This is a genomic window from Photobacterium kishitanii, from assembly GCF_000613045.3.
GTDB classification, from domain to species: Bacteria; Pseudomonadota; Gammaproteobacteria; order Enterobacterales; family Vibrionaceae; genus Photobacterium; species Photobacterium kishitanii.
Genome location: NZ_LN794353.1, coordinates 647,162 through 671,498 on the forward strand (window position 1 = coordinate 647,162; position 24,337 = coordinate 671,498).

The window sequence follows — 24,337 nt, forward strand, 5'->3', positions numbered from 1 at the left end:
TATCCCTGTCACTGACTCTGCAATTTTTACTGCAAAAACAAATCAATTTTGTTCAAAATGAGAATAACCGCACCAAAACCAGTTAACTTTGGTTATGGTTTTTATCTTTCCTTAAATCAATACGGTATGATAGCAATCAATCAATGGTTAACGGGTATTAAGACATGTATCATCAAACACTTAAAAAATATTTTGGCTTTGATTCTTTACGCCTCGGGCAAGAAGAAGTGATTACCCGTGTCCTCAATGGTCATTCTGCAGCTGCTATATTCCCAACAGGGTCTGGAAAGTCATTATGTTATCAATTACCCGCGATTGAATTACCTCACCTTACTTTGGTCATTTCACCACTATTAGCATTAATGAAAGATCAATTAGACTTTTTAGCTACTAAAGGTATTCCAGCCGCCTCAATTGATTCCAGCCAAACATGGCAACAGACACAGCAAGTAATGCAGCAAATTCGCCAAGGTGAAATCAAAGTATTAATGATTTCTGTCGAGCGTCTAAAAAACGAACGTTTTCGTCATTTTATTGGTCAAATCCAAATTTCATTATTAGTCGTTGATGAAGCACACTGTATTTCCGAATGGGGGCATAACTTCCGTCCAGATTATCTGAAACTACCACATTACCAACAAGCTTTAAATGTACCACAAGTATTACTGCTCACAGCAACAGCAACCCCTGCGGTTATTCAAGATATGCAGGATAAATTTGCCATCGACAAAGATAATATTATTGTGACTGGCTTTTATCGCAGTAACCTTGATTTAACAGTATTAGCTGCTGATGAAGATGAGAAAATAGACACGCTAAAGCATCAACTCTCACAAGGCAGTAATGAACCCGCGATTGTCTACGTGACCTTGCAGCACACCGCCGAGCAAGTGGCTGATGCCCTCACTCGTAGTCATTTTCCAGCACAAGCCTATCATGCAGGTATGGATGCGGAGCGTCGGCATAGTATTCAACAACAATTTATGAATGGCGACATTAATTGCATCGTCGCTACCATTGCTTTTGGTATGGGGATCGATAAATCCAATATCCGCCAAGTCATTCATTTTGACTTACCTAAATCAATCGAAAATTATAGTCAAGAAATTGGCCGTGCCGGACGAGATGGCGAAGTTTCACAATGTACCGTCATCGCCAATAAGTCTGGACTCAATGTATTAGAGAATTTTGTGTTTGGTGACACTCCAGACCGCAGTGCTATTGCTTATATTTTACGTGAAATACAAGCACAAGAGCAGCAATGGGAAATCATAAGTGGTCGCTTATCTAAAGACAGTAACATTCGGTTATTGCCACTAAAAACATTATTAGTCTATCTTGAAATTCGTCATATTATTGAACCCATGTTTACCTATTTTGCAGATTATCGCTACAAGATGAACATTTCACAGTATGACATTGCGCAACGTTTCCAAGGCGAACGTCGTCAATTTATTGAAACAATTTTTGCTTGCTCACCAAAAGCTCGAGTTTGGCATACTTTGGATATGGATGCGCTATGGCAGGGCTACCAAGTCGATAGAAAACGCGTTGTCGCTGCCATTGATTATTTACACGAACAAGGTTGGATCACCCTTGAAAGTAAACAAATGACTGATGTTTACCGCATTAATCAACATCATTTTGATATTGAAACAGAGACAGAAGCGTTATATCAATTATTTCAACAAAAAGAACATAGCGAAATTAATCGTATCGAAAATATGATCGACTTTTTCGAAAGCGAAAGCTGCCTAAGTCATAAATTAGCAAGTTATTTTGCTGATCATCATGCACCACAACAATGTGGCCACTGTTCAGTCTGTCGTGGTAAAATAATCACCTTACCAGCGTTACCAACACTACCTGAGATTAGTGATCAACAAATTACAATCTGGAGTGATGCCTTTATTCAACGTAACGATACCGCGCCATCAATGGCAGCTATAACTCGATTTCTACATGGCATGAGCACTCCATTAAACAGTAAAATAAAAGCCAAACAACTTGAAGGATTTGGAGTTTTAGAAGCCTATCCTTTCCAACAAACTTTCGCCCATATTTGCCGCTTATACAATAGCAACTGTTGAATAAGTAACCATTAACTACCCTCATTTAACGCTTAAATAGCTAAAAACTGACTTTTCATATTAATCAATAGCGATCTGCCTCACATCGCTTTAAGATGCTTAGACTAACTAATAGGAAGTAAAGTTATGACTACAGAAAGAGAAGAATACCAACCATGTGATGCTTGTGGTGTTTCAGCTGAAATGGGTTTTATGATCAAAGAAAATGATGATATCGCCGATGTACATGTTTTTGCTAATGGTAAAGCAGCGCTAGAATTAGAGCTTGCAAACTACCTAACATTAGCAAAACAAGTTAATGCTAACATTAAAGTAGAAACAACACCTGTTGATGAAACAAGTACAGAATTAACAGCACGTATCCAGTTTGAATGTAGTGCTGAAAAGTTAATTTTCGAACTAAAAAGTCGCTCTCTAGCAAAATAAGTTATCAAAAAACATAAGCTATCACTTTGATAACAAATGAAGCCAGTAGACAGTTTTATTCAATAAATAAGATCTGAGACTGGCTTTATTATTAACTTATAATATTACTTATTTTGAGATAAGGTCGATTTTTGTGTTTGTTGCAGCACGACCCATTTTAAAGCACCATTTAGCTCAATATTCGATATCGGACGACATTCTAATTCAATATTTCTGGTACTGATAATCGCGCCTAACGAATAGGCTTTTCCTGCATATAGGCAATGACGTTGTAGTAAATCACTTAACTGTAATTCTGCAACAGGTTGAATTGTTACCATCTGTTCGGTGCCATATTGCTTAGCATCACTGATAGTCACAAAACCAATAACACCTATCATCACCAGTAATCCATGCTTAAAAAAAAGCATACTCCATCCTTAAACACCACAACGCCATCAATCATTAACACCTATGACAGTATTAATAATCAATTACGCGTGGCAATAATTTTGCTTGTGAAATCCAATCTTCTACTGCTGAAAATGGCGGTAATTGACGAACTAATGCTTTAGCCTCATTAACTTCAACTATTTTAGTATGCAAATTTTCAGCATTACGTTGTGCAAGTTCTGGTACCGTATCAACACCTGCTGATTCTAATAAATCAGCATATTGAGTACTGACCCCTTTAATTCGAGATAAATCTGCACGATTAAGCCATTTTAAAATAAGTTTACCGCTAATTTCTGTTTTTTCAGCCAACATTTTACGGCCACTTGGCTTTGCACCTTGCTCTAATAAATGTGCAACCGTGGTAACACCAATAGCTTCTAGCTTTGACGCGTAAGTTTCACCGATACCTTCAACACTAACGAGTTTTGTCATTACTTTACCCTAGTCTTTTTTAGTTATACCTATTTGAAAAATATAGCCAATAAAAACCAGAACACCGCATGATTTACGAACAAAACACTCAATTAAATTCAAAGATAAACAATAAAATAAAAAAAGTCTTTTAAATCATATTATTAAAAAAAATCAAAAAAAAGCCCAGAATAATCTGGGCTTCAAAAACAGTGACATGATTAAGAAAGAGGCAGTACCTGCTTCACATAATCACCTGGTGCAACATATAGCGGAGCATAAGTTTCGCTACCCATTGCACGTGGCGGCACTTGCTCTGCAGGGCTAAATTCTGTTAGCCATACATTCCAATGTGTCCACCAAGAACCTTCCTGACGTTTTGCACCAGCTAACCAAACTTCAGCATTTTCTTCTTTGCTGTCATTAACCCAGAAGCCATATTTGTTCTTCTGAGGATGGTTTACAATACCTGCAATATGGCCAGACTCGCCTAAGACAAATGTTGATTTCCCACCTAGTTGCTTAGCACCGCGGTAAGTACCTTGCCATAAAGCAATATGATCTTCTTGTGTAGAAATAAAGTATGTTGGTACTTTAATCTTACTCAAATCAATGTACACACCACCAACTTTATAGCCTTTACTGTCAACTAGCTTGTTGTCTAAGTAGAACTGACGCAGCAAGGTGTTATGACATTTAGCCGCAACGTTAGTGCTATCACCATTCCAGTAAAGTAAATCAAAATCAATTGGACTATTACCTTTCAGATAATTATTAACGTAATAGTTCCAGTACAAACTATTTTCACGTAATAAACTGAAAGTCACGCTCAATGAACGTCCATCCATAAAACCATTTTCAATATTTTGAGCTTCAATTGCCGAAATAATTGGATCATTGATGTAAGCACCAATTTCACCAGGCTGAGAGAAGTCTAATAATGTGGTAAAGAATGTCGCTGACTTAATACGATTACGCATACGCTTCGCAGCATAATATGCTAACGTCGTTGCTAACAGCGTACCACCAATACAATAGCCAACTGTATTGATTTGTTTTTGGCCGGTAATATCTTCAACCGCATCAACCGCTTTAACAACACCATCTAAAACATAATTATCAAAATCAATGTCTTTTAATGATGCATCAGGATTACGCCATGACATCATAAATACTGTATGACCTTGCTCAACTAGCCAACGTACCATTGAATTGTGCTCACGCAAATCCAGAATGTAGTATTTATTAATAAATGGAGGCACAATCAAAAGCGGCGTTTTATTAACAGCTTCAGTCAATGGTTTATACTGAATTAGCTCAAATAATTCATTTTTAAAAACCACTTCACCTTCAGTGTTCGCAATGTTAAGACCAAGTTCAAATGCACCACTATTAGTCATTCGAATTTTTAGTACATCAGCACTGCTTTGCAAATCTTCTTGTAGCAACTCCATCCCTTTAATCAAGTTTTCACCGTTAGTTTCAACAGTCAATTTAGCTAACTCGGGGTTAGTTGTTACAAAATTAGTTGGTGACATCGCATTGATAGCTTGACGTGAAAAAAAGCCTAAACGTTCTTTTGCTTTTTCATCCACCCCTTCGATTGAATCAATTGTGTCACGCATTGTGTTACTGAATAGCAAATATGATTGCTTAATATAATTATAAAAAGCTTCATTTTCCCACGCAGGATCACTAAAACGTTTGTCATCTTTTGCTGGCTTAATAAAGGCGCTTTCTGCTGTCGTATTACCGATTGCAACATTCTGCCAAATCTTTACTTGATTTTCCCACCAATCCATTTGGACTTTAGCTAAAGCGCCAGGCTGAGCAGCCGCTTTCTCTAAAAATTCAGTGGCATCTTCCAAGTTAATATCATTAAGCGCTTTAGTTACTGGGGTATTCATGGCTGCCTTGCCGGAGTCTAACTCCTTCCACCATAACTGGTTCATATCTTGGAGCTTGGCAAAGTAGTCCGAAAAGAAGTGATTGTTCATAACAAAAACCCTGTACTTGGACTAAGTAATCAGCCATATAATCATCTTATATGGCTGATTGATATAAGTATTAGATAATCACACCGCACACTAAAATGTAGTGCAATCTACCGTAACTTAAATAGCAGGTGTTGCTTGCTTAACGTTATCAGCAACAAGCTCTTCAACTTCAGTTTTGAAGCTTTGTGCTACAGAAGAAAACTTATTGCTATCTTCTAGAAGCTGTTGAGAAAGCTTAGTTAATGTTTCAAGTTGCTGACTATTAAATGCTGTTAGTGACTGAATGTCTTTCACTTCGCTTACTGCTTTAAGTTGCTTTAAGCCAAGATCACTGTAAGCGCGAACAGCTGACAATTGAAGCTCAGTTAGTTGCTCAACATTTTTAGCGAATACTTTGTTGAATTTTGCGTATGGTGCTAGTGTTTTTTCTGTTTGCTCAGAAAAAGATTTAAACATTTCCGTATACATAGAACATTCCTCATTGATAGTAATAACGTGTAATAACATTGTCCGTATTACACTGATTGTATTAGTTTATTTACTTAAACACGTTTTAAAATAACAGCTGTACCCATACCGCCACCAACACATAATGTTGCCATGCCATATTTGTCATCACGACGGCACATTTCATGCAGCAAGCTAACAAGAATACGGCTACCAGATGCACCTAGAGGGTGACCCAGTGCAATTGCACCACCATTTACGTTCGCACGTTCAACTAAATCTTCCACTTTAGTTCCGGTTGCTTTAGCTACTTCATGGAAGACACCTAATGCTTGACCAGCAAAAGCTTCATTAAATTCAAGAAGATTAATATCTTCAATTGAAAGATTTGCTTTTTCTAATGCTTTAAGTACCGCAGGAACAGGACCTAAACCCATGATCTCTGGGGCAACACCCGCTTGCGCGTAGCTTTCAACTTCTGCTAACGGTGTCAAATTGTATTTAGCAACAGCTGCTTCAGAAGCAACAATAATTGCACTTGCGCCGTCATTAATACCTGAAGCATTACCCGCAGTAACAGAACCGTCACGATTGAAAGCAGGGCGTAACTTAGCAAGCTCTTCAATAGATGCATTTGCTTTCGGGTATTCGTCTGTATCAACAATAACGGTTTCGCGACGACTAACAACTTCTACAGGGCAAATTTCAGCAACGAAGCGTCCTTGTTCAATTGCAGCAACTGCTTTTTGCTGACTAGCAAGTGCAAAATTATCTTGCTGCTCACGTGTCAAACCTACTTTAGCTACCACGTTTTCAGCCGTTACACCCATATGGTAGTTATTGAAAACATCAGTTAAACCGTCAGCAACTAAAAGGTCCGTTAACTCAAGGTTACCCATCTTCTGGCCATCACGGATCTTTGATGATGCACAAAATGGAATTTGTGACATATTTTCAGCACCAGCAGCAACGATAAGATCTGCATCACCCGCTTTAATATGAGCAGCAGCATCCATTAATGCTTTCATGCCACTACCACAAACCATGTTCAGTGAGTAAGCCGGAACCTCATTTGGAAGGCCTGCATAAATAGCAGCTTGACGTCCCGGTCCCATGCCTTGACCAGCACCAACCACATTTCCTAAAATGACTTCATCAATCGCATCAACTGGTACGTTGATTTGCGCTAATGCACCTTTAATTGCAACCGCACCAAGTTGTGCTGCAGAAACTGATTTTAACGCACCATTAAAACTACCGATTGGAGTACGTTTTGCGGCAACAATGTATACCTTAGCCATATTTTGAATCCTTTCTATATGTAATTTATTATTATGTCTTTTGTTATAAGGTGCACAATTAGTGCATGTATAGGCCGCCATTTACTGATAGTGTTTCACCAGTAATATATGCCGCAGCATCACTTGCTAAAAAGACAACTGCTGCCGCAACTTCTTGAGGTTGCGCTAAGCGTTTCATAGGGATTTCTGCTTTAATTGACTCTAATACTTCAGGCTTAATTGCTTCAACCATTGCTGTACCGGTATAACCAGGAGCAATTGCATTCACAGTAACACCTGAACGTGCGCCTTCAGCAGCTAACGCTTTAGTAAAACCAATCATGCCAGCTTTAGCTGCAGAGTAATTCGTTTGTCCAAATTGTCCTTTAAGACCATTAACAGAAGTAATGTTAATAATGCGTGCATTACCACGTTGGCACATTGAATCAAACAAAGGTTGAGTAACATTGAATAGACTGTTGAGATTCGTATTAATCACATCATTCCACTGCTCAGCGGTCATACGTTTGAACGTAGTGTCCTTAGTAATACCAGCGTTATTGACCAAAACATCAATATGACCTTCTTGTTCTAATAATGCTGTCAATGACTCTTTACAAAATGCAGTGTCTACGACATCTAGTGGCAACAATTTCACTGATTCAGCTGAGTAGTTATTTTCCTTAAACCACTCTTGAGCAGCTTGCTCACTATTAGGACTATAAGTGGCTACAACACGAAAGCCAGCGTCAACTAAAGCCTGAGTAATTGAAGAACCGATACCACCTTTAGCGCCAGTCACTAATGCTACTTTTTTCATTTCCAAGGCTCCTTCCTTTTGATCTTGCCGTATTTATTTAAATAAATTATCAATTTAGTATTTTGCTATGCGTTTGTTACATTTAATAAGTAATCACTCAATATAATACCTGTTAGTCACAAACACATTGCATATGCCGAACATAACAACACAGATGCATATTTATGGCAAGCAAAGGAATTAACATTTTTAAAACTATTCATCATCATTATTAATAATAGAATCAATAAAATAGAAATGAGAACAATTAATTAACATAATCTTTTATTGTAATAACCATAAAAAATAACAATAAGACCTTTAATAACAATAAATTACTTGCAATAGATAGCGACTACTCAAATACCAATTGTTATTTATTTGTTGCAAAAACAATGCAGGAGATAACAAGATTAGAAGAAAGTGGTCGGATGACAGCTAAAAATAAAAACTATCATCTCATCTTGAAAATGTTGCAAAAACGTCACTAAATTATAAATTATGGCCAGCAGATTGAATCTCAAAATATCGCCCAAACATTAGTAGTTAGACTATTTCAAATATCGAAACATAAATTTCATACTCACATTTGATCCCTTTGGATAATTAAGTGTGAACTTAATCAAATTTTAGTAGTCCGAAAAAAAACTGTTTCATCTTCAGTATTTTGAATATCAAAGGAAATATCCGTATGTTAGCGAGTACATTTCAACGTCTAAATGATTATCTTCAAAGTCAGGTTATTGGCCAGCCGAATTTAGTAAAACAGCTCTTAATTGCTTTACTTGCTGATGGTCATATTCTTGTTGAGGGTCCACCTGGATTAGCAAAGACTCGTGCTGTAAAAGTGCTGGCTGATTGTATTGAAGGGGATTTTCATCGAATTCAATTTACGCCCGATCTGTTACCGTCAGATTTAACCGGTACTGATATTTTCCGTCCAGAAACAGCTGAATTTACATTTCAACCAGGACCTATCTTCAATTCATTAGTCCTTGCTGATGAAATTAACCGTGCGCCAGCAAAAGTACAGGCCGCAATGTTAGAAGCAATGGCTGAAAAACAAATTACCGCGGGTCGAAACACCTACCCATTGCCTGAATTATTTTTAGTGATGGCAACACAAAACCCAATTGAACAAGAAGGTACTTATCCATTACCTGAAGCTCAGTTAGATCGCTTTTTACTACAACTAAATGTTGATTATCCAAATGCTGAAAGTGAACTTGAAATTCTGCGCCTTAATCGCGGCGAAGCGCTTGGTGTAGAAAAAGCAGAGCAAATTCGTATTAGTCAAAATGATATTTTTGCGGCACGAAAAGAAATATTAAATATTCATATGGCTGATGATGTTGAACATTATATTATCCGTTTAGTGATGGCGACCCGAGAACCACACCGCTTTGGTGAACAGTTGCAATCATGGTTACAAATGGGCGTCAGTCCACGTGCAACCTTAGCGCTTGATCGTTGCGCACGCGCCCATGCATGGCTAAGTGGACGTGATTTTGTAACCCCTGAAGATGTTCAAATTATGGCTTATCCAGTACTACGTCACCGTTTACTATTAAGCTATGAAGCACAAGCTGAAGGGATTGCTGCAGATCGAGTTATTGACACTCTCATTTCACAGGTTGCCAGCTTATGAAGCCAACACACATCAACGTAGCGCTGCCACCCCATAGCGATGGCGTCAATGTGTGTCTAGCAGAGCTACTGCAATATAAAAATCAGGCAGTAAGATGGTTAGCTCCTGCAAAAAGCATCTGGTCACAGCTTAATGGACATCATCAAAGCCGCCATAAAGGTCGTGGCATGAATTTTTCTGAGGTGCGCCCTTATCAAGCAGGGGATGATATTCGCTCCATTGATTGGCGGGTTACTGCACGTACAGGTAAAACACATACCAAGCTGTTCACCGAAGAACGTGAACAACCGATCATGTTATTTATCGATCTCAGCGCCAGCATGCAATTTGGCTCTCAGCTAATGCTTAAATCAGTACAAGCAGCACATTTTGCCAGTTTATTAAGTTGGTTAGCTATCGATGAACAAGATCGTGTTGGTGCAGTTATTTATAACGGCATTAATACTATTGAATGTAAACCCACTGCACGCCAGCGAGGACCGTTGCATATTATTAATGCCTTAATTTCAGCTCAACAAAATGCCTTACAAGCAATAGATAATGTTAATAGTGAAGGCTTCTCAACGGCGCTAAAACGATTACATTACCTATGCCCCAAAGGCAGTGAAATTATTGTTATCAGTGATTTTTATCATTTGAAAACCACAGATAAACGTCGTCTAAGCCAACTTCGTCAACATAATCGAATTCAATTTGTCCAAATTTCTGATCCACTAGAACAAGGACAAACACAATTTCGCGGCTATGAACATGTGACAGATAGCCACCAATCAGCGTGGCTTGATTTTTCGGCAAAGAAAACGCGTGATTCATTAAGCGAACAATATCAAACACATCAGAATTTTATTAGTGAAATGGCAACCTCACTCGCTATACCATTGCATACCCTCTCAGCAGCGCAACCATTGTTGCAGCAGCTTGGAGCGCACTCTCAAGGGATAAGGTAATGACTCAACCTACAGCACCGGCATTACCCCTCGCGGATATTCATCTTCACACAGCACCGAGCTATTGGCCGCTTGCGTGGGGATGGTGGGTGGTGATTATCGTTAGCCTTATTGTCATTTTCATTGCCGGGTATCAACTTCGCCAACGCAATCAGCACTTAGCAGCAAAGCAAGAAGCGATAACGTTATTAAAAACCTTTCAACCAGAAGGAGGGTTAACTGCGATGAATACCTTATTGAAGCAAGCAGCATTGAGCTATTTTCCGCGCTCAACGGTTGCTCCTTTAACTGGTGTGCAATGGCTAACGTTTCTTGATCTGCATTTACCTACTAAACACCGTGGTTTTGTTGATCAACAGCAATTATGGCAACAAGGACTTTTCTCCTCAATGCCATTAACAGCACAGCAATTTAGTGATTGTCAGCAACAAGCATTGTTGTGGCTACAGCATGCTCTACCAGCTAAAGCCAAGAGCAATGAAAGTAATGCTAGTATGATCACCAAGGAGTCATCCAATGTTTGAGTTTGTGTGGCTATGGGCCTGGGCTTTATTGCCATTAGCGTGGCTAGTTTATCGATTCAGTAAGCCTGTCGCGCAACCTGCTGCAATCCATCTGCCGCAATTACCGCAAGGTGTAGGGAAACAACAACCGAGTTCGATTATTCGAAAAGTACTAATGACATTAGTATGGGTAAGCTTGGTATGTGCTGTTGCACGCCCAGTATGGTATGGCGATCCGATTGAAATAAAACCAGAGCACCGTGACATGTTATTAGCCGTTGATCTGTCTGGATCCATGGCGATCCCAGATATGGTTACTAAAGATGGTCAAAGTATTGATCGTCTTACGGCAGTAAAACATGTGTTATCTGATTTTATTGCTAAACGCAAAGGCGATCGATTAGGGCTAGTGGTCTTTGCAGATCATGGTTATTTACAAACACCATTAACCTTTGATCGCAAAACTGTTGAGCAACAACTTAATCGTACTGTACTTGGTTTAATTGGCCAAAGTACTGCTATTGGTGAAGGGCTAGGTGTTGCAACCAAAACCTTTATTGATAGTAAAGCACCACAGCGCGTGATTATTTTACTCAGTGATGGTGGTAATACTTCAGGGGTTATTGGTCCTATTGAAGCGGCAAAACTGGCCGAAGAAAGTGGCGTTAAGATTTATACCGTTGGTATTGGTGCTGATAAAATGATTCAAAAAGGCTTCTTCGGTGATCGAGTGGTTAATCCATCTTCAGATCTTGATGAAAAGACGTTAAGCAAAATAGCATCAATGACAGGTGGTGAATATTTCCGTGCTCGAAATCCACAGCAACTTGCAAAAATTTACGATGTTATTAATAAACTTCAACCAGTGAACAATGCTCAACAAACTTGGCGTCCACGTGATGAGCTATTCCGTTACCCACTAGCATTTGCATTGCTCCTATCTGTTGTTATCGCTTTCATGAGGAAACGTCATGGCTGATTTTACCTTTATGCACCCACTGTGGTTTGCAGCGTTAATTCCCTTGATCATTGTTCTGCCATGGTTAAAAGGCAAAGCACAGCATTCAGGCTTAATTGCGCCTCACCTCGCAGAAAAACTAGGCCTGACTCAACAACAACCCAAAAGATGGCCAATAGGTTTATTAGCATTAGGATGGCTCATTGCCGTTGTTGCAATGGCGGGTCCTAGTTGGCAGAAAGTCAAACTACCAGCCTATAACCTCAGTGGGGCCCGCGTATTAGTCATGAATATGTCGCAATCAATGTACGCGACTGACATAAAACCTAATCGTTTAACTCAAGAAAGATTTAAAGCATTAGATATGTTACCAGGCTGGAAAGAAGGTAGCACTGGACTGGTTGCTTTCGCAGGAGATGGCTACGAAGTAAGCCCATTAACGACAGATAGCAGCACATTACGCAATTTAATTCCAAGTCTGTCACCTGAAGTAATGCCTATTGCGGGTAATAATGCCGCTAAAGGGATCGCAGAAGCGATACGATTACTCAAGCAAGCTGGTCACAATACCGGTGACATTATATTAATGACTGACGGTATGACCAAAACGGTTGCTCAACAAGCATTAGCAGAACTCAAGGGAACACATTATCGAGTCTCTATTCTTGCAATGGGAACCGTTGAGGGCGCACCAATTCAGCTTCCTAGCGGCAATTTATTACTAGAAAATGGCGCACCAGTAATGAGTAAAATTGATATTGGTACTTTAATGTCAATTACTGATAGTACCGGTGGCGTATTACAGATGGCACAAGCGACCGATAATGATGTTAATGCAATTGTAAACTTCACGGCCAAGCCATTAGCGAGTGGTAAAAAAGGCCACGAAAAAGAACTGCAAGAACGTTTAAATGGCGGCTTCTGGTTAATTCTTCCATTGTTATTATTAGCTCTACTCGGCTTTCGTCGTGGCATTGTTTTAGCGGCAATGTTTGTTTTATTGCCTATCGATCATGCACAAGCAAGTCCATGGACCAATACTAACCGTCAAGCCTATGAGATCTTTACTGATGGCAACTATAAACAAGCCGCACAAGATTTCACGTCACCGCAATGGAAAGGCATTGCTGAATATAAAGCTAAGCAATATGACCAGGCGATAGAAACACTTAAACCGTTGCAAGATCCAACCTCACAATACAATTTAGGTAATGCCTACGCACAAAAAGGTGAATATAAACAAGCAGCTGCAACTTATGAGAAAGTTTTACAACAGCAGCCTGATTTTGCTGATGCTAAAAAGAACTTAGCTATTGTTGAGCAAGCTGAAAAGCAACGTCAACAACAAGAAGAACAAAAGAAACAAGCTAATAAAGACCAGCAGCAGCAACAAGGTCAGCAAGGCAATAAAGACCAGCAGCAACAACAAGGTCAGCAAGGCAATAAAGACCAGCAGCAACAACAAGGTCAGCAAGGCAATAAAGACCAGCAGCAACAACAAGGTCAGCAAGGCAATAAAGACCAACAACAACAGACAAATCAGCAGCAACAACAATTAGGAAACGAAAACAAACAACAATCAATGACTGAAGCTGAGAAAAAACAGCAAGCAGAACACAATGCACAGCAAGCATTAAGCCAACCAGGGAAAGAAGTTAAACAAGGCGAGAACCAGCCATCGGCAGTCACGATGCAGCAAGGAAAACCAAGTGCGGATCAGCAACAAGTGCTTTCAGTCAGTAATCCGATTTTGAAAAAACTTGAGCAAGTACCAGACGATACCGCAGGGTTAATTCGAGCCCAATTAATGTTGCAAGCCCAGCAAAGAGCCGAGCAACAACAAAGTAATAAATCATGGTAATAGAGAAAATGAAAATGTCAGTAAATCAAACAAATTGGGCTAAAAAGTGCCTCTCTCCATGGTTATTACTTCTAGCCATGCTCGTTACATTAGTGCCATTACAAGCAATGGCCGCACAAGCAGAAGCGACGGTGTCTAAAAATGTCGTGGCTGTAAATCAAGTGTTTCAGTTATCTGTTTCAGTAGATACTGCAATCAACCCCGACAGCGTTGATTTTAGTGTTTTGAGCCCTGACTTTGCTTATGGTCAACCAAGTGTAAGCAGTTCAACGTCATTAATTAACGGGACGATGTCACGCAGCACGACTTGGACAATTGCTGTTGCTGCTAAAAATGTTGGCACAGCAACAATTCCCGCATTTAAAATTGGCAGCTCGCAAACAACACCAATTACCATTACCGTTCTAAAAAACAATCAAAAAGATAATTCAGCGGATACTGATCAAGCCAATATTCGCATAACTGCCGAAGTTGATAAGAACAGCGTCTATGTGGGTGAGAGCATTAATTATCGAGTTAAGATCTTCATTGGTGAACAACTATCTCAAGCATCGTTGAGTGCACCTTCAGGTGAAGGCTTCGCGGTATCGCAAGTTGGTCAAGATGCTCAAAATAATATCGTTCAAAATGGACGCCGTTATTTAGTCATCACCCGTAACTATCAACTTACTGCAGAAAAAGCCGGTAAGCTAATCATCCACGGCTCAACATTTAATGGTAGTGCTGTGCGTGGTGCCAATGGTTTCAGTTCAGGTATTACTGTACCTGTTAACAAAGATGCTAGAAATATCACTTTGAATATCAAGCCCAAACCTACAGATTACAAAGGGCTATGGCTACCGACACCAGATTTACAGTTACATCAAATATGGCAACCACAAGTTTCTAACCAAAATGATGTCACAACCAAAGTTGGTGAGCCAATAACTCGTACAGTTACATTACGTATTAAAGATATTGCTCAAAGTAATATGCCAAATATCAACCTTACCTACCCCGATACTGTACGAATTTACAATGAAAAACCTGAGTACAGTACCGAAAATGGCTACAGCGTGATGACGTTAAAACAAGTCATTATTCCTCGTCAGGCAGGTAAAGTCGCATTACCACCACTAACGATTAATTGGTGGAATACCACCACAGCTAAGCAGCAACAGAGTAAAATTGACGGCTTAACCTTAAATGTGGTCGCAGATCCAACGGCTAATAGTCAATTTTCTCCACCAGCAGTAACAGCTACGCCATCAACAACGGCAGCAATAAATCCAATAAAAACGGTCACATCTGCAGGTATGTGGCCATGGGCAACACTGGTGTTTGCAATATTATGGTTAATCACTCTAGCGTTATTACTTAAAAAACGTCAGCAAACCATTCCTGCACCAGCAATAATCACAACTGGAAAAGCAGATGTCGTTTCAGCACTTGAGATGGCAATTAATGATAATGACCCAATTAAAGTACAAACCTATTATCAGCAATGGCGTCAACAACAGCATTTGATGCTCAGTACTCAACCACAGTTATTACAGCAACTTGATGATGAAGTAAAAGCAATGATGGCTGCTCATTATTCACCACTGGATAACCCGTGGAATAACCAAACATTGTTAGCATTATTAACCCAAGCTAAACAACTAACGGTAATAAAACATACATCTACAGCCTTATCCAGCCTAGACCCTAAGTAACACTACAAAATCATAAGAGGCTATAACAATAGCCTCCTTAAACGCCTAATATCGGTTACTACTCGGAGTAGTAATCAATTGATATTAGGCGTTTTTCATTTTGTAACCGAATGTAAATAAACATAACATTCATTGCTACCCCTATAAATAATGTAACTAACAAACTTTTAACAGTTAAATATCCAGCATTAATTCATATTTTTTATTTACGTGACATATAGCAATAGAAACACTCATATTGATATTTAAATGTGACCAAAACGTAATAAATTTTGTTAAAAAACAGCAATAACTATGGTTATTAAAAGAAGGCTGGCTATTTGAAACAGATCCTGTTAAAAAATGTTTCTGTTACAAAATATAAAACTCTAACACAACAATAAAAATGCAGGATGAACTATGAGTCAATCACAACCTTTTCTTGCCAGAGTCGCTAATGGCAGTTTAGTAATACAAATATTGGTGGGGATTATTGCCGGCGTGGCATTAGCGGTTATTTCTCCATCATCAGCACTCAGCGTTAGCTTTTTAGGTGGACTATTTGTTGCCGCATTAAAAGCTGTCGCACCGATATTGGTGTTTATATTGGTAGCATCATCGATTGCTAATCAAAAAAAAGGCACCCATACCAATATGAAGCCAATTATTTTCCTGTATTTATTAGGAACATTATTAGCTGCTTTTACCGCCGTAGCAATGAGCTTTCTTTTTCCTACCACTTTAACGCTTGTTACTAACACGACCTCTATTGCACCACCAGAAGGCATTGCGCAGGTAATTAACTCTCTGTTTTTTAAGATAGTTGACAACCCAATCAATGCTTTAATGACCGGTAACTTTATTGGTATTTTAGCTTGGGCGATTGCACTTGGCTTTTCACTCCATCAAGCAAGTGATGCCACTAAGCAAGTTTTCCAAGATATGTCTGACGGCGTAACCTTAATTGTACGTTTTATTATCCGTCTTGCGCCTATTGGTATTTTTGGACTTGTAGCACATACTTTTGCTCAAACAGGTTTTAATGCATTATTAGGCTATGCGCATCTACTCGCTGTATTATTAGGCTCAATGGCAATTATTGCATTAGTCGTTAACCCGATTATCGTATTTGCCAAGATCAAATCTAATCCTTACCCGCTTGTATTTCGTTGCATACGTGAAAGTGGTATTACCGCCTTTTTCACCCGCAGTTCGGCAGCAAATATTCCGGTGAATATGAAACTATGTAAAGATCTTGATTTACATGAAGATACTTATTCTGTTTCGATTCCTTTAGGTGCAACAATAAATATGGGTGGTGCTGCAATTACCATCACAGTCTTAACGTTGGCAGCAGTACATACATTAGGTATTGAAGTTGATCTCGCAACAGCAGTATTACTCAGTGTGGTTGCTGCGGTATCAGCATGTGGAGCATCAGGTGTTGCCGGCGGCTCACTACTTTTAATTCCATTAGCAGCAAGCTTATTCGGTATTCCAAATGAAGTCGCAATGCAAGTTGTTGCGGTAGGCTTTATTATTGGTGTAATTCAAGATTCAGCAGAAACAGCACTAAATAGCTCAACAGACGTAGTATTTACTGCTGCGGCATGTCTTGCTGCCGAACGTAAACAAGCAAAAGTACTCCTACAAAAATCATAAGTACATTGCTAACAATATAACAACACAACATAAAAATGCGGCTATCATATGATAGCCGCATTACTATCTAACACAGTACCCATTAATAACTATTAGTTGCTTTACGAATAGCGTTATTTGAACGATGAATCAGACTATTAACAGCCTTTTTCTTCTTGTTTTTTACTGCTCGCCCAACACTTTTCTCAGCATATGTGCCCTCTTTAATCTCCGTTATGTTTCTTTGGGTATTGTTATATTTTTTCTGAGTACCATTAATAGTATGTTCAATATGAGAAAGCTGTTTATTTACTTTATGAAGTTGCTTGATTGCACCATCTGCATGCACAGCCGTCGAGGTTGCGAATAACACGGCCAAAGGGATAAAACGAAGTTTTTTTTGTAGCATTACTGATGCCTCTCAACTTAATATTCATTCTTATTGTGCAAATCTTACCGACAAAGACACCGATTTCAGACTAAAATGTAATAATAAAAACCCCAAAGGCTATTATTATTACATTTTTATACAGAATCTGGTCGTTATTCGAATAAATGAAGCAAATATCGAAACTTCAATATTGATGAAAAGATCTAATGACGATGATTGAATTATTTAGTTGGTAACCATATGTCTTCGCCCGATAAAATCGTTTGATATAGACAAACGTTACCCCTAACGTCCTATCCTCAACATCGATAAAAGAGGGCTTCGTCATGGCGACCATCACAGCGCATCATACTGGTTATACCATCGCAAAATCAGCCGTAACAAAAGCAAGTAAACAACTTTCAGCCGCTGGCTATTTTACTGATATTTACTGTATGGATCGTCGATTTAGATTAGTGATCACTAACGACAAACAATTACCTTATGAATATGCCATCCATTTTATTCCCAGCGTTGATGGTGATGAAACCCACCTTGAAGTGTTTATCAAAAATGATCAACAACGCTATTTTGTCGATGATTTTTCAGAACCAGAGCTCATCGCTGATATTATCAATCACTACCAACATTACAGCCGCAGCGAGTTTTAATGCCACAATAATAAAACTATAGGGGTCATATGCTTGAACACCTAACCAGCATAATCACTGAACTCTGTAGTATTATTATTGTTACTGCTATTTTTAGCAGCTTATTCCTTTATACTCGCCAACCCATTATTCTTGCTTATATTTTTACTGGTATCGTCATTGGTCCTTACGGGCTCCAGCTTGTCACTAATGCCACCAGCATTAGTCAAATGGGGCATCTTGGCGTCATTCTGTTACTGTTTATTTTAGGGCTAAACCTCCAACCTCAGCGACTACTGCATCTATTTAAACAAAGTGCCGTGATCACTATTGTTAGCTGTTTATTATTTTTTATTTGTGGGTTCTTATTTGCTTTATTAATCAACCTTTCAGTCACTGATGCGTTAATTACTGCTGCGGCTATGATGTTTTCTAGTACTGTCATTGGCCTTAAGTTAATCCCAACCACAACCCTACATCACTTACGTATGGGTGAAGTAATGACGAGCATTTTACTGATGCAAGACATTATCGCGATCAGTGTGTTACTACTGCTTAATATCGATGCTGATCATAATCTCACTCTCAGTCTTAGCTTATTGGTCATTAAAATAGTCGTTATTATTGTTAGTGCTTACTTCGCCGTAAAATACATTATGTTACCGTTACTAAAACGGTTCGATATTATTCAAGAATATAGTTTTATTGCGACATTAGCATGGTGCTTTTTTTGGGCGGTCTTGAGCCATAGTGTCGGCCTATCATATGAAACAGGCGCATTTATCGCTGGTATCTCTCTTGCTGTAAGCCCAGTATCACAAGCCATTGCTGTTCATCTCAAACCACTACGCGAATTTTTCTTGATCTTATTTTTCTTTGCTATTGGTGCGAAAATCAATTTATGGGACAGCGATATTTATACTGCTTTAGGGGTTATTTTTGGCATCTGCCTAATTCGAATAAAAGCATGGGGATTTAAAATTGCTCTAATATTAGCCCATGAAAACCACATCGAAAGTGTCGAGCTACGCGCTCGCTTAAGTCAAGCCAGTGAATTTTCATTATTATTAGTCTACGCGGCAACCGCTCAAGGCTTACTGTCAGATCAAGGAAAAACTTTCATAGAAACAGTGACGATAACGACTTTTGTTATTTCAACCTATTGGATTGTACGCCGTTATCCAACGCCAATTTCAATGGTCAATAATCTTCGTAAAGATTAATTTCAATAAAAAGACCTGCCGCTGAATAAACAACGACAGGTGAACCGAAAACAACCATTATTATTATTTATAGATATCTACATTGACCAAACATAGAAAACTTGTGCCTTCATTCGAATGATAATGCCTCGAATAACATCTAAAAAACCAAGGAAGCTAATCGGTTTTTCAGCACTCACCCACGCTAAGCCTACCGAGCCAACAGGAATATCATAACCTTCAGTCTCATAAAGTTTTAAACGTACAAAATGATGTTTGTTCGCAATATTAGCCCCTGTCATCTGATGAACATTGGTTTCACGACCAATCAAATTACCTTGTGACTCTCCTGTCGCTTCGACAATACCTTCAACTTCAGCCGCAAACACTTTACCTGGATAAACTGCTGACGAAAATTCTGCCATTTGTCCCGATTTTACATTGCGAATCGCTTGGTGGTTAACACGCATCAATACATATTTTTCATCGGTATACATTTGAATACGTGGAATTGAACCGACAAACTGTCCTTCACGCATAATGAAATTCGTCACAAACCCATCTGCGGGTGCGTAAACCTTAGTATTATCTAAATCCCATTGCGCTTTAGCGACATTCTCTTGAGCGGTAACTATATCAACTTCACGACTATTTAAGCTTAATTGTGCTTTTTCTATCCCTAATCGGGCTTTTTTAACCGCTATATGCGCTTTTTCAATTTGCGAGTTCAACATCACTTGTTGTGATTTAGCAACAGCAACTGCTGTACGTTGCTCATCTAACATACTTGCTGTTACCGTGTGCTTAACGACACTATTTTGTTTTACATAACGGGCCAGCATCGTATTTTTTAAACGATAATCAGCATCAGCAACCGACAACTGTTTAGTCGCTATATCAATATCTTTCACCGCCGCTGTTTCTGAAGCTTGTGCCATGGCGATATTTTGTTCAGCCATATCTCGGGCTACTTTAGCTGAATCTAAACTTGCCAGTGCTTTGTTAAGAGCAATAGTGTACGGTTCTGCTTCTAATTCATAGATTAACTGGCCTTGAGTAACCTGACTATTCGGCTCAACATAAATTGCTTTTACTCGGCCATTTATTGTCGTTGATGCTGGTCGTAACTGTACATGTGGTGACTGTACTAATGAACCGCCTGATAAATCCATTGGGGCGTAAGTTATTAGCCCAAACCACACAAACACCAACCAACTGCCCCCACCAATATACGCAAAAGATTGAGTAAATTTATTCCATGGCATACCCACCAAACGCAGCAAATAAATAAACAGAGCCCAAACCGCTAAACCTTCTAACATACTATTTATCCTCTGTATTGACGGATTCTGTTGGCATCGTCGGCATACGATCACCTTGCCAAATATCACGAATACGACGCAGTGCTTGCTCACCATCAACAAACGCAATAATGACCGCAATAACCCATACCCAATGCCATACAAAGCCAATCCAAGTCAGCGCGGTTATTAGCCCTATTTGATGATGTTCTTTTGTTGAAGCTTTATGGATCGGTAATTCATGTATTTTCCAAAAACCAATTCCAACCGCAGCGATAGTGGCAATTAAGACCACCCCAGCAAACACACTTAACGCCGTATCAATATTAGTATCGACAAATGGCATACTCAGTAGACTCATTCATACTCTCCGGTTCAAAATTAGCAATTAAAAAACCATCACTCATGCAGCGATGAATGCAAACCATCATGGACAGTGATCACACTAATTACGCAAAAAGAGTCTATTTAAATCGGAAAAAAGCTATATTTGATACAATCTATCCAATATCAGCAGTGGCTATGATTGATATTCACCAAGGATCAACCAAATTATAGGGATACTAATGATCAATATTGCCTTTATTCGCACAGCTTTCCTAAAACCATTAGAGCTTGGCTTACAGAAAAAATATGGGATCAACTTGGCTGAGTTAGGTATTCCGACACAACTTCTTAAAGAACCAACCTCATTAATTCCTTTTAACGATTACTTGCACTGGCTAGAACGCATTGAAACATTAACCGCAGATCCCGCTTATATGATCAAAATAGCAGCAGATCTTACTTTTGAAAATATTGGTGCAATTGGTAATTGGTACGTCACTTGTCCTGATCTCGCATTAGCTTTTCGGCGCATCAATCACGGAATTTCATGTTTACAGAGCGGAGCGTCTTATCATGGTGAGCAATCGGGAAAAATCGTAAAATGGGTATATAACAACAGCTATGCACATGGTCGTGCAGCGAGCTTTGATAGCTTAAAAGTTGCTATTTTATTTACTCAAGTCACGCGTAATTATATGGGCGATAATTATACGCCTTTAAAAATAGAGTTATCTGGTGTAGAAATTGTCGATCCCGCCATTCAGCAGTTTTTTGGTTGTCCTATCACATGGCAAGCATCAGCGACCAAAGTATGGCTGAACCTATCGATATTAGAGCATGGCAATCAACGCCCATTACCGATAATCAAACCCATTTTAGTTTCAAATTTACAACTTGATGATTTGCTCAACATGCCACAGCCACAAGATATCGCTAAAGTTATGTTTGAGGTTATTAACTATTCACGCTATTACGGCTTTCCAAATCTTAATTTTGTTGCTGAAAAAATAGGATTATCCAAACAGCAATTACAACGGCGACTGCACGATAATGGTTGGACATTTATGGGGACGACTAACTATATTTTATGTAATTTAGCCATAAAATATATGCTTTCAGGCATGAGTATCAACAATATTGCAGCAGCACTTGGCTACAGTAATGTACAAAGTTTTAATAAAGCATTTAAGCGCAATCGCGGTTTAACACCAGCTCAATACCAACAAAAATTATTAGAACGCAGCCTGAGTTAAACACCATATAACAAAAAAACCATAAAAAAACGCTAAATAACATCGGTTATTTAGCGTTAATTTATTGTCACACAACCAAATTTAAGCCATTGCGTGAACCAATTTTTTAGATGTAGGTTGTTCAGAGGCGTGGTCCATTTCAGTATTAGAAAAACGTTCTTTAATTGTCGATACCAGCACAATAGGCCCCATCATCGTCACCTTAAGCGGTGTACTACTTAAACCAAATTGTAGATCTAGCTGGTCTGATGTTGAGTAATTATAGCGACAATCAAATCTATCACTCGCAATATGCAGCAAATCAAAATCTTTACGATGGCATGAAATATACGCACACCAATACATGGCATCGATAATTTCATTTTGGCGCATAGCGCGGATTACAAAACGCCAGCTCCCCTCTTCGCCATAAAAATCAACAGGAAAGTGATTTTTTTTCTTTCGTCTCTTCAGCAAGTCAAACCTTCCACAGCTCATTTAATGCTTTAAGTTATCCCCAAAATTCAATCATAGCCCTTAAAAAAAGAGATACCAACTGCAATTTGAATTATTTCAAACTTATCAATAGCGTAAATTATGCGGGTATTAGGGAAGGTTTAAAATTAAAATATGATAAAAAATAAGGGATTAATAATAAAAAAGTGATAATTATGAATAAAATCATTCTTATTGAGATATATTTATTTACATTTTAGGGGTTGTGTTTAAAAAATCTCTGCCTATAATGCTGAAAACCGGAGCGTCTGCCAACGCTCCGGTTTTTTTGTGCCTGCTCAAAAGGTAAAAAAGTTACCTGCCAGTAACTTTTTTAACTAGAGCTGCATTCGATCTGATTTAAGGAATAAATATCATGCGTATCGAACAAGACTTAAAATTAGGCTTTAAAGATGTATTATTTCGTCCAAAACGCTCAACATTGAAAAGTCGCTCTCAAGTTGATTTAACCCGTGATTTTACATTCAAACATAGTGGTCGTCAATGGTCAGGCGTGCCAATTATTGCTGCTAATATGGATTCCGTTGGTAGCTTTGATATGGCAATCGCATTATCACAACACAAAGTGATGACAGCTATTCACAAGCACTACACTGTTGAGCAGTGGGCTGAGTTCATTAATACTAACGATGCATCAGTATTAAACAACGTGATGGTCTCTACAGGAACGTCTGATGCAGACTTCCAAAAGACCAAAGACATCATGGCGCTGACCAACGATATTATCTTTATCTGTATCGATATCGCTAATGGTTACTCTGAACACCTTGTTGAATACGTTGAGCGTGTACGTGCTGAATTCCCAGACAAAGTAATCAGTGCTGGTAACGTGGTTACTGGTGATATGGTTGAAGAACTTATCCTTGCTGGCGCAGACATTGTTAAAGTTGGTATCGGCCCAGGTTCTGTATGTACTACTCGAGTTAAAACTGGCGTAGGTTACCCTCAGCTTTCAGCTATCATTGAATGTGCTGATGCTGCTCACGGCCTTGGTGGTCGTATCATCGGTGACGGTGGCTGTTCATGTGCTGGCGATGTAGCAAAAGCTTTCGGTGGCGGCGCTGACTTCGTCATGCTTGGCGGTATGCTTGCAGGTCACACTGAAAGCAACGGCGAAGTTATTGAGCAAGATGGCAAGCAGTTCATGAAGTTCTATGGCATGTCTAGCCAAAGCGCAATGGACAAACACTCCGGTGGGGTTGCAACATACCGCGCAGCTGAAGGTAAAACAGTACTACTTCCTTTCCGTGGTTCAGTTGAACACACCATTCAAGATATCATGGGCGGCGTACGTTCTACTTGTACTTATGTTGGCGCAGCACAGCTTAAAGAGCTAACTAAGCGTGCGACATTTATCCGCGTACAAGAGCAAGAAAACAACGTCTACGGTAAAGAATAAACTCGATATAATTGGTCGTTTGTTGTTGATACAACCATAAGTTATATCTATAGCTGTTAGCACTATACTAAAAGCTATCTAAAGCCAGAGAAAGATAATGATCTTGCTCTGGCTTTTTTACATTCTGCTTTTAGCCTAGCTCACATTGGGGTTAGCCACGATTTATTTTTAGTTGAACGATAACTCATCTGTTATCACATAAGTCCTTTCAATCACTAATGAGA

General features: G+C 39.0%; 23 protein-coding genes. 13 read left to right on the forward strand and 10 right to left on the reverse strand.

What is annotated here, in order from left to right; genetic code table 11:
* The first annotated feature begins 164 nt into the window (after positions 1-164).
* Both PPBDW_RS18210 and PPBDW_RS18215 read left to right on the forward strand, forming a co-directional pair.
* On the forward strand, positions 165-2,090 hold the full coding sequence (locus PPBDW_RS18210) for a RecQ family ATP-dependent DNA helicase (RefSeq protein WP_036791196.1): 1,926 nt from the start codon (positions 165-167) through the stop codon (positions 2,088-2,090).
* Positions 2,091-2,216: 126 nt separating this feature from the next.
* Positions 2,217-2,516, forward strand: coding sequence for a DUF406 family protein (locus tag PPBDW_RS18215; RefSeq protein WP_036791199.1), 300 nt, complete (start codon positions 2,217-2,219; stop codon positions 2,514-2,516).
* A 104-nt stretch (positions 2,517-2,620) separates the two neighbouring features.
* On the opposite strand, the gene PPBDW_RS18220 is transcribed toward PPBDW_RS18215, so the two are convergent.
* The 6 genes from PPBDW_RS18220 to PPBDW_RS18245 all read right to left on the reverse strand — a co-directional run bounded on the left by PPBDW_RS18220 (position 2,621) and on the right by PPBDW_RS18245 (position 7,906).
* Entirely contained in the window at positions 2,621-2,926 is a 306-nt protein-coding gene (locus PPBDW_RS18220) for a DUF1496 domain-containing protein (RefSeq protein WP_036791202.1), read from the reverse strand.
* A gap of 52 nt (positions 2,927-2,978) precedes the next feature.
* Entirely contained in the window at positions 2,979-3,383 is a 405-nt protein-coding gene (locus PPBDW_RS18225) for a DUF4332 domain-containing protein (protein WP_036791205.1), read from the reverse strand.
* 200 nt (positions 3,384-3,583) lie between these two features.
* The gene (locus PPBDW_RS18230) at positions 3,584-5,359 is read right to left on the reverse strand and encodes a class I poly(R)-hydroxyalkanoic acid synthase (protein ID WP_036791208.1); all 1,776 of its coding nucleotides are present in this window, start codon (positions 5,357-5,359) and stop codon (positions 3,584-3,586) included.
* A gap of 117 nt (positions 5,360-5,476) precedes the next feature.
* Complete coding sequence (locus PPBDW_RS18235; protein ID WP_036791211.1) at positions 5,477-5,827, reverse strand: phasin family protein; 351 nt, start codon at positions 5,825-5,827, stop codon at positions 5,477-5,479.
* Between the two features lie 74 nt (positions 5,828-5,901).
* Positions 5,902-7,107, reverse strand: a complete 1,206-nt coding sequence (locus PPBDW_RS18240; protein ID WP_036791214.1) for an acetyl-CoA C-acetyltransferase — start codon at positions 7,105-7,107, stop codon at positions 5,902-5,904.
* Between the two features lie 58 nt (positions 7,108-7,165).
* Positions 7,166-7,906: an SDR family oxidoreductase gene (locus tag PPBDW_RS18245; RefSeq protein WP_036791217.1), complete on the reverse strand. Its 741-nt coding sequence runs from the start codon at positions 7,904-7,906 to the stop codon at positions 7,166-7,168.
* 670 nt (positions 7,907-8,576) lie between these two features.
* On the opposite strand from PPBDW_RS18245, the gene PPBDW_RS18250 reads away from it, so the two are divergent.
* From PPBDW_RS18250 to sstT, 7 genes are all read left to right on the forward strand, one after another.
* Entirely contained in the window at positions 8,577-9,533 is a 957-nt protein-coding gene (locus tag PPBDW_RS18250; protein ID WP_036791220.1) for an AAA family ATPase, read from the forward strand.
* Positions 9,530-10,480, forward strand: coding sequence for a DUF58 domain-containing protein (locus PPBDW_RS18255; protein WP_036791223.1), 951 nt, complete (start codon positions 9,530-9,532; stop codon positions 10,478-10,480). Before PPBDW_RS18250 ends, PPBDW_RS18255 begins: the two co-directional genes overlap by 4 nt.
* The gene (locus tag PPBDW_RS18260) at positions 10,480-11,004 is read left to right on the forward strand and encodes a DUF4381 domain-containing protein (protein ID WP_036791226.1); all 525 of its coding nucleotides are present in this window, start codon (positions 10,480-10,482) and stop codon (positions 11,002-11,004) included. Before PPBDW_RS18255 ends, PPBDW_RS18260 begins: the two co-directional genes overlap by 1 nt.
* Positions 10,997-11,962, forward strand: coding sequence for a vWA domain-containing protein (locus tag PPBDW_RS18265; RefSeq protein ID WP_036791231.1), 966 nt, complete (start codon positions 10,997-10,999; stop codon positions 11,960-11,962). The genes PPBDW_RS18260 and PPBDW_RS18265 overlap by 8 nt, the downstream gene beginning before the upstream one ends.
* Positions 11,955-13,802, forward strand: coding sequence for a VWA domain-containing protein (locus PPBDW_RS18270; RefSeq protein ID WP_036791234.1), 1,848 nt, complete (start codon positions 11,955-11,957; stop codon positions 13,800-13,802). Before PPBDW_RS18265 ends, PPBDW_RS18270 begins: the two co-directional genes overlap by 8 nt.
* Positions 13,803-13,816: 14 nt before the next feature.
* Entirely contained in the window at positions 13,817-15,496 is a 1,680-nt protein-coding gene (locus PPBDW_RS18275) for a BatD family protein (RefSeq protein WP_036791237.1), read from the forward strand.
* Positions 15,497-15,895: 399 nt separating this feature from the next.
* Positions 15,896-17,137 carry a serine/threonine transporter SstT gene (gene sstT, locus PPBDW_RS18280; RefSeq protein WP_036791240.1) on the forward strand — a complete coding sequence of 414 codons (1,242 nt, stop codon included), beginning with the start codon at positions 15,896-15,898 and terminating at the stop codon, positions 17,135-17,137.
* Between the two features lie 82 nt (positions 17,138-17,219).
* Here the strand turns inward: sstT and PPBDW_RS18285 are convergent, their stop codons facing one another.
* A complete protein-coding gene (locus tag PPBDW_RS18285; RefSeq protein WP_036791244.1) occupies positions 17,220-17,525 on the reverse strand; it encodes a hypothetical protein in 306 nt (101 codons plus the stop codon).
* 308 nt (positions 17,526-17,833) lie between these two features.
* Between PPBDW_RS18285 and PPBDW_RS18290 the strand changes: the two genes are divergently transcribed.
* Positions 17,834-18,157 carry a hypothetical protein gene (locus tag PPBDW_RS18290; protein ID WP_036791247.1) on the forward strand — a complete coding sequence of 108 codons (324 nt, stop codon included), beginning with the start codon at positions 17,834-17,836 and terminating at the stop codon, positions 18,155-18,157.
* Between the two features lie 29 nt (positions 18,158-18,186).
* The gene (locus tag PPBDW_RS18295; protein ID WP_036791250.1) at positions 18,187-19,359 is read left to right on the forward strand and encodes a cation:proton antiporter; all 1,173 of its coding nucleotides are present in this window, start codon (positions 18,187-18,189) and stop codon (positions 19,357-19,359) included.
* Positions 19,360-19,436: 77 nt separating this feature from the next.
* Here the strand turns inward: PPBDW_RS18295 and PPBDW_RS18300 are convergent, their stop codons facing one another.
* Together PPBDW_RS18300 and PPBDW_RS18305 are read right to left on the reverse strand one after the other, a co-directional pair.
* Positions 19,437-20,660, reverse strand: coding sequence for an HlyD family secretion protein (locus PPBDW_RS18300; RefSeq protein WP_036791252.1), 1,224 nt, complete (start codon positions 20,658-20,660; stop codon positions 19,437-19,439).
* A gap of 1 nt (position 20,661) precedes the next feature.
* Positions 20,662-21,000, reverse strand: a complete 339-nt coding sequence (locus PPBDW_RS18305) for a hypothetical protein (RefSeq protein ID WP_036791254.1) — start codon at positions 20,998-21,000, stop codon at positions 20,662-20,664.
* A gap of 205 nt (positions 21,001-21,205) precedes the next feature.
* On the opposite strand from PPBDW_RS18305, the gene PPBDW_RS18310 reads away from it, so the two are divergent.
* On the forward strand, positions 21,206-22,219 hold the full coding sequence (locus tag PPBDW_RS18310) for an AraC family transcriptional regulator (RefSeq protein WP_036791256.1): 1,014 nt from the start codon (positions 21,206-21,208) through the stop codon (positions 22,217-22,219).
* A gap of 81 nt (positions 22,220-22,300) precedes the next feature.
* Here the strand turns inward: PPBDW_RS18310 and PPBDW_RS18315 are convergent, their stop codons facing one another.
* Positions 22,301-22,675, reverse strand: coding sequence for a hypothetical protein (locus PPBDW_RS18315; protein ID WP_230850396.1), 375 nt, complete (start codon positions 22,673-22,675; stop codon positions 22,301-22,303).
* A gap of 394 nt (positions 22,676-23,069) precedes the next feature.
* Here PPBDW_RS18315 and PPBDW_RS18320 point away from each other — a divergent pair, with 394 nt between their 5' ends.
* On the forward strand, positions 23,070-24,113 hold the full coding sequence (locus PPBDW_RS18320) for a GMP reductase (RefSeq protein ID WP_036791258.1): 1,044 nt from the start codon (positions 23,070-23,072) through the stop codon (positions 24,111-24,113).
* Positions 24,114-24,337 lie beyond the last annotated feature (224 nt).

What these genes read in the sequence shown, in the direction of transcription:
- PPBDW_RS18210 (WP_036791196.1), top strand. Translation starts at nt 165, where the DNA reads ATGTATCATCAAACACTTAAAAAATATTTTGGCTTTGATTCTTTACGC.
- PPBDW_RS18215 (WP_036791199.1), top strand. Translation starts at nt 2,217, where the DNA reads ATGACTACAGAAAGAGAAGAATACCAACCATGTGATGCTTGTGGTGTT.
- PPBDW_RS18220 (WP_036791202.1), bottom strand. Translation starts at nt 2,926, where the DNA reads ATGCTTTTTTTTAAGCATGGATTACTGGTGATGATAGGTGTTATTGGT.
- PPBDW_RS18225 (WP_036791205.1), bottom strand. Translation starts at nt 3,383, where the DNA reads ATGACAAAACTCGTTAGTGTTGAAGGTATCGGTGAAACTTACGCGTCA.
- PPBDW_RS18230 (WP_036791208.1), bottom strand. Translation starts at nt 5,359, where the DNA reads ATGAACAATCACTTCTTTTCGGACTACTTTGCCAAGCTCCAAGATATG.
- PPBDW_RS18235 (WP_036791211.1), bottom strand. Translation starts at nt 5,827, where the DNA reads ATGTATACGGAAATGTTTAAATCTTTTTCTGAGCAAACAGAAAAAACA.
- PPBDW_RS18240 (WP_036791214.1), bottom strand. Translation starts at nt 7,107, where the DNA reads ATGGCTAAGGTATACATTGTTGCCGCAAAACGTACTCCAATCGGTAGT.
- PPBDW_RS18245 (WP_036791217.1), bottom strand. Translation starts at nt 7,906, where the DNA reads ATGAAAAAAGTAGCATTAGTGACTGGCGCTAAAGGTGGTATCGGTTCT.
- PPBDW_RS18250 (WP_036791220.1), top strand. Translation starts at nt 8,577, where the DNA reads ATGTTAGCGAGTACATTTCAACGTCTAAATGATTATCTTCAAAGTCAG.
- PPBDW_RS18255 (WP_036791223.1), top strand. Translation starts at nt 9,530, where the DNA reads ATGAAGCCAACACACATCAACGTAGCGCTGCCACCCCATAGCGATGGC.
- PPBDW_RS18260 (WP_036791226.1), top strand. Translation starts at nt 10,480, where the DNA reads ATGACTCAACCTACAGCACCGGCATTACCCCTCGCGGATATTCATCTT.
- PPBDW_RS18265 (WP_036791231.1), top strand. Translation starts at nt 10,997, where the DNA reads ATGTTTGAGTTTGTGTGGCTATGGGCCTGGGCTTTATTGCCATTAGCG.
- PPBDW_RS18270 (WP_036791234.1), top strand. Translation starts at nt 11,955, where the DNA reads ATGGCTGATTTTACCTTTATGCACCCACTGTGGTTTGCAGCGTTAATT.
- PPBDW_RS18275 (WP_036791237.1), top strand. Translation starts at nt 13,817, where the DNA reads ATGTCAGTAAATCAAACAAATTGGGCTAAAAAGTGCCTCTCTCCATGG.
- sstT (WP_036791240.1), top strand. Translation starts at nt 15,896, where the DNA reads ATGAGTCAATCACAACCTTTTCTTGCCAGAGTCGCTAATGGCAGTTTA.
- PPBDW_RS18285 (WP_036791244.1), bottom strand. Translation starts at nt 17,525, where the DNA reads ATGCTACAAAAAAAACTTCGTTTTATCCCTTTGGCCGTGTTATTCGCA.
- PPBDW_RS18290 (WP_036791247.1), top strand. Translation starts at nt 17,834, where the DNA reads ATGGCGACCATCACAGCGCATCATACTGGTTATACCATCGCAAAATCA.
- PPBDW_RS18295 (WP_036791250.1), top strand. Translation starts at nt 18,187, where the DNA reads ATGCTTGAACACCTAACCAGCATAATCACTGAACTCTGTAGTATTATT.
- PPBDW_RS18300 (WP_036791252.1), bottom strand. Translation starts at nt 20,660, where the DNA reads ATGTTAGAAGGTTTAGCGGTTTGGGCTCTGTTTATTTATTTGCTGCGT.
- PPBDW_RS18305 (WP_036791254.1), bottom strand. Translation starts at nt 21,000, where the DNA reads ATGAGTCTACTGAGTATGCCATTTGTCGATACTAATATTGATACGGCG.
- PPBDW_RS18310 (WP_036791256.1), top strand. Translation starts at nt 21,206, where the DNA reads ATGATCAATATTGCCTTTATTCGCACAGCTTTCCTAAAACCATTAGAG.
- PPBDW_RS18320 (WP_036791258.1), top strand. Translation starts at nt 23,070, where the DNA reads ATGCGTATCGAACAAGACTTAAAATTAGGCTTTAAAGATGTATTATTT.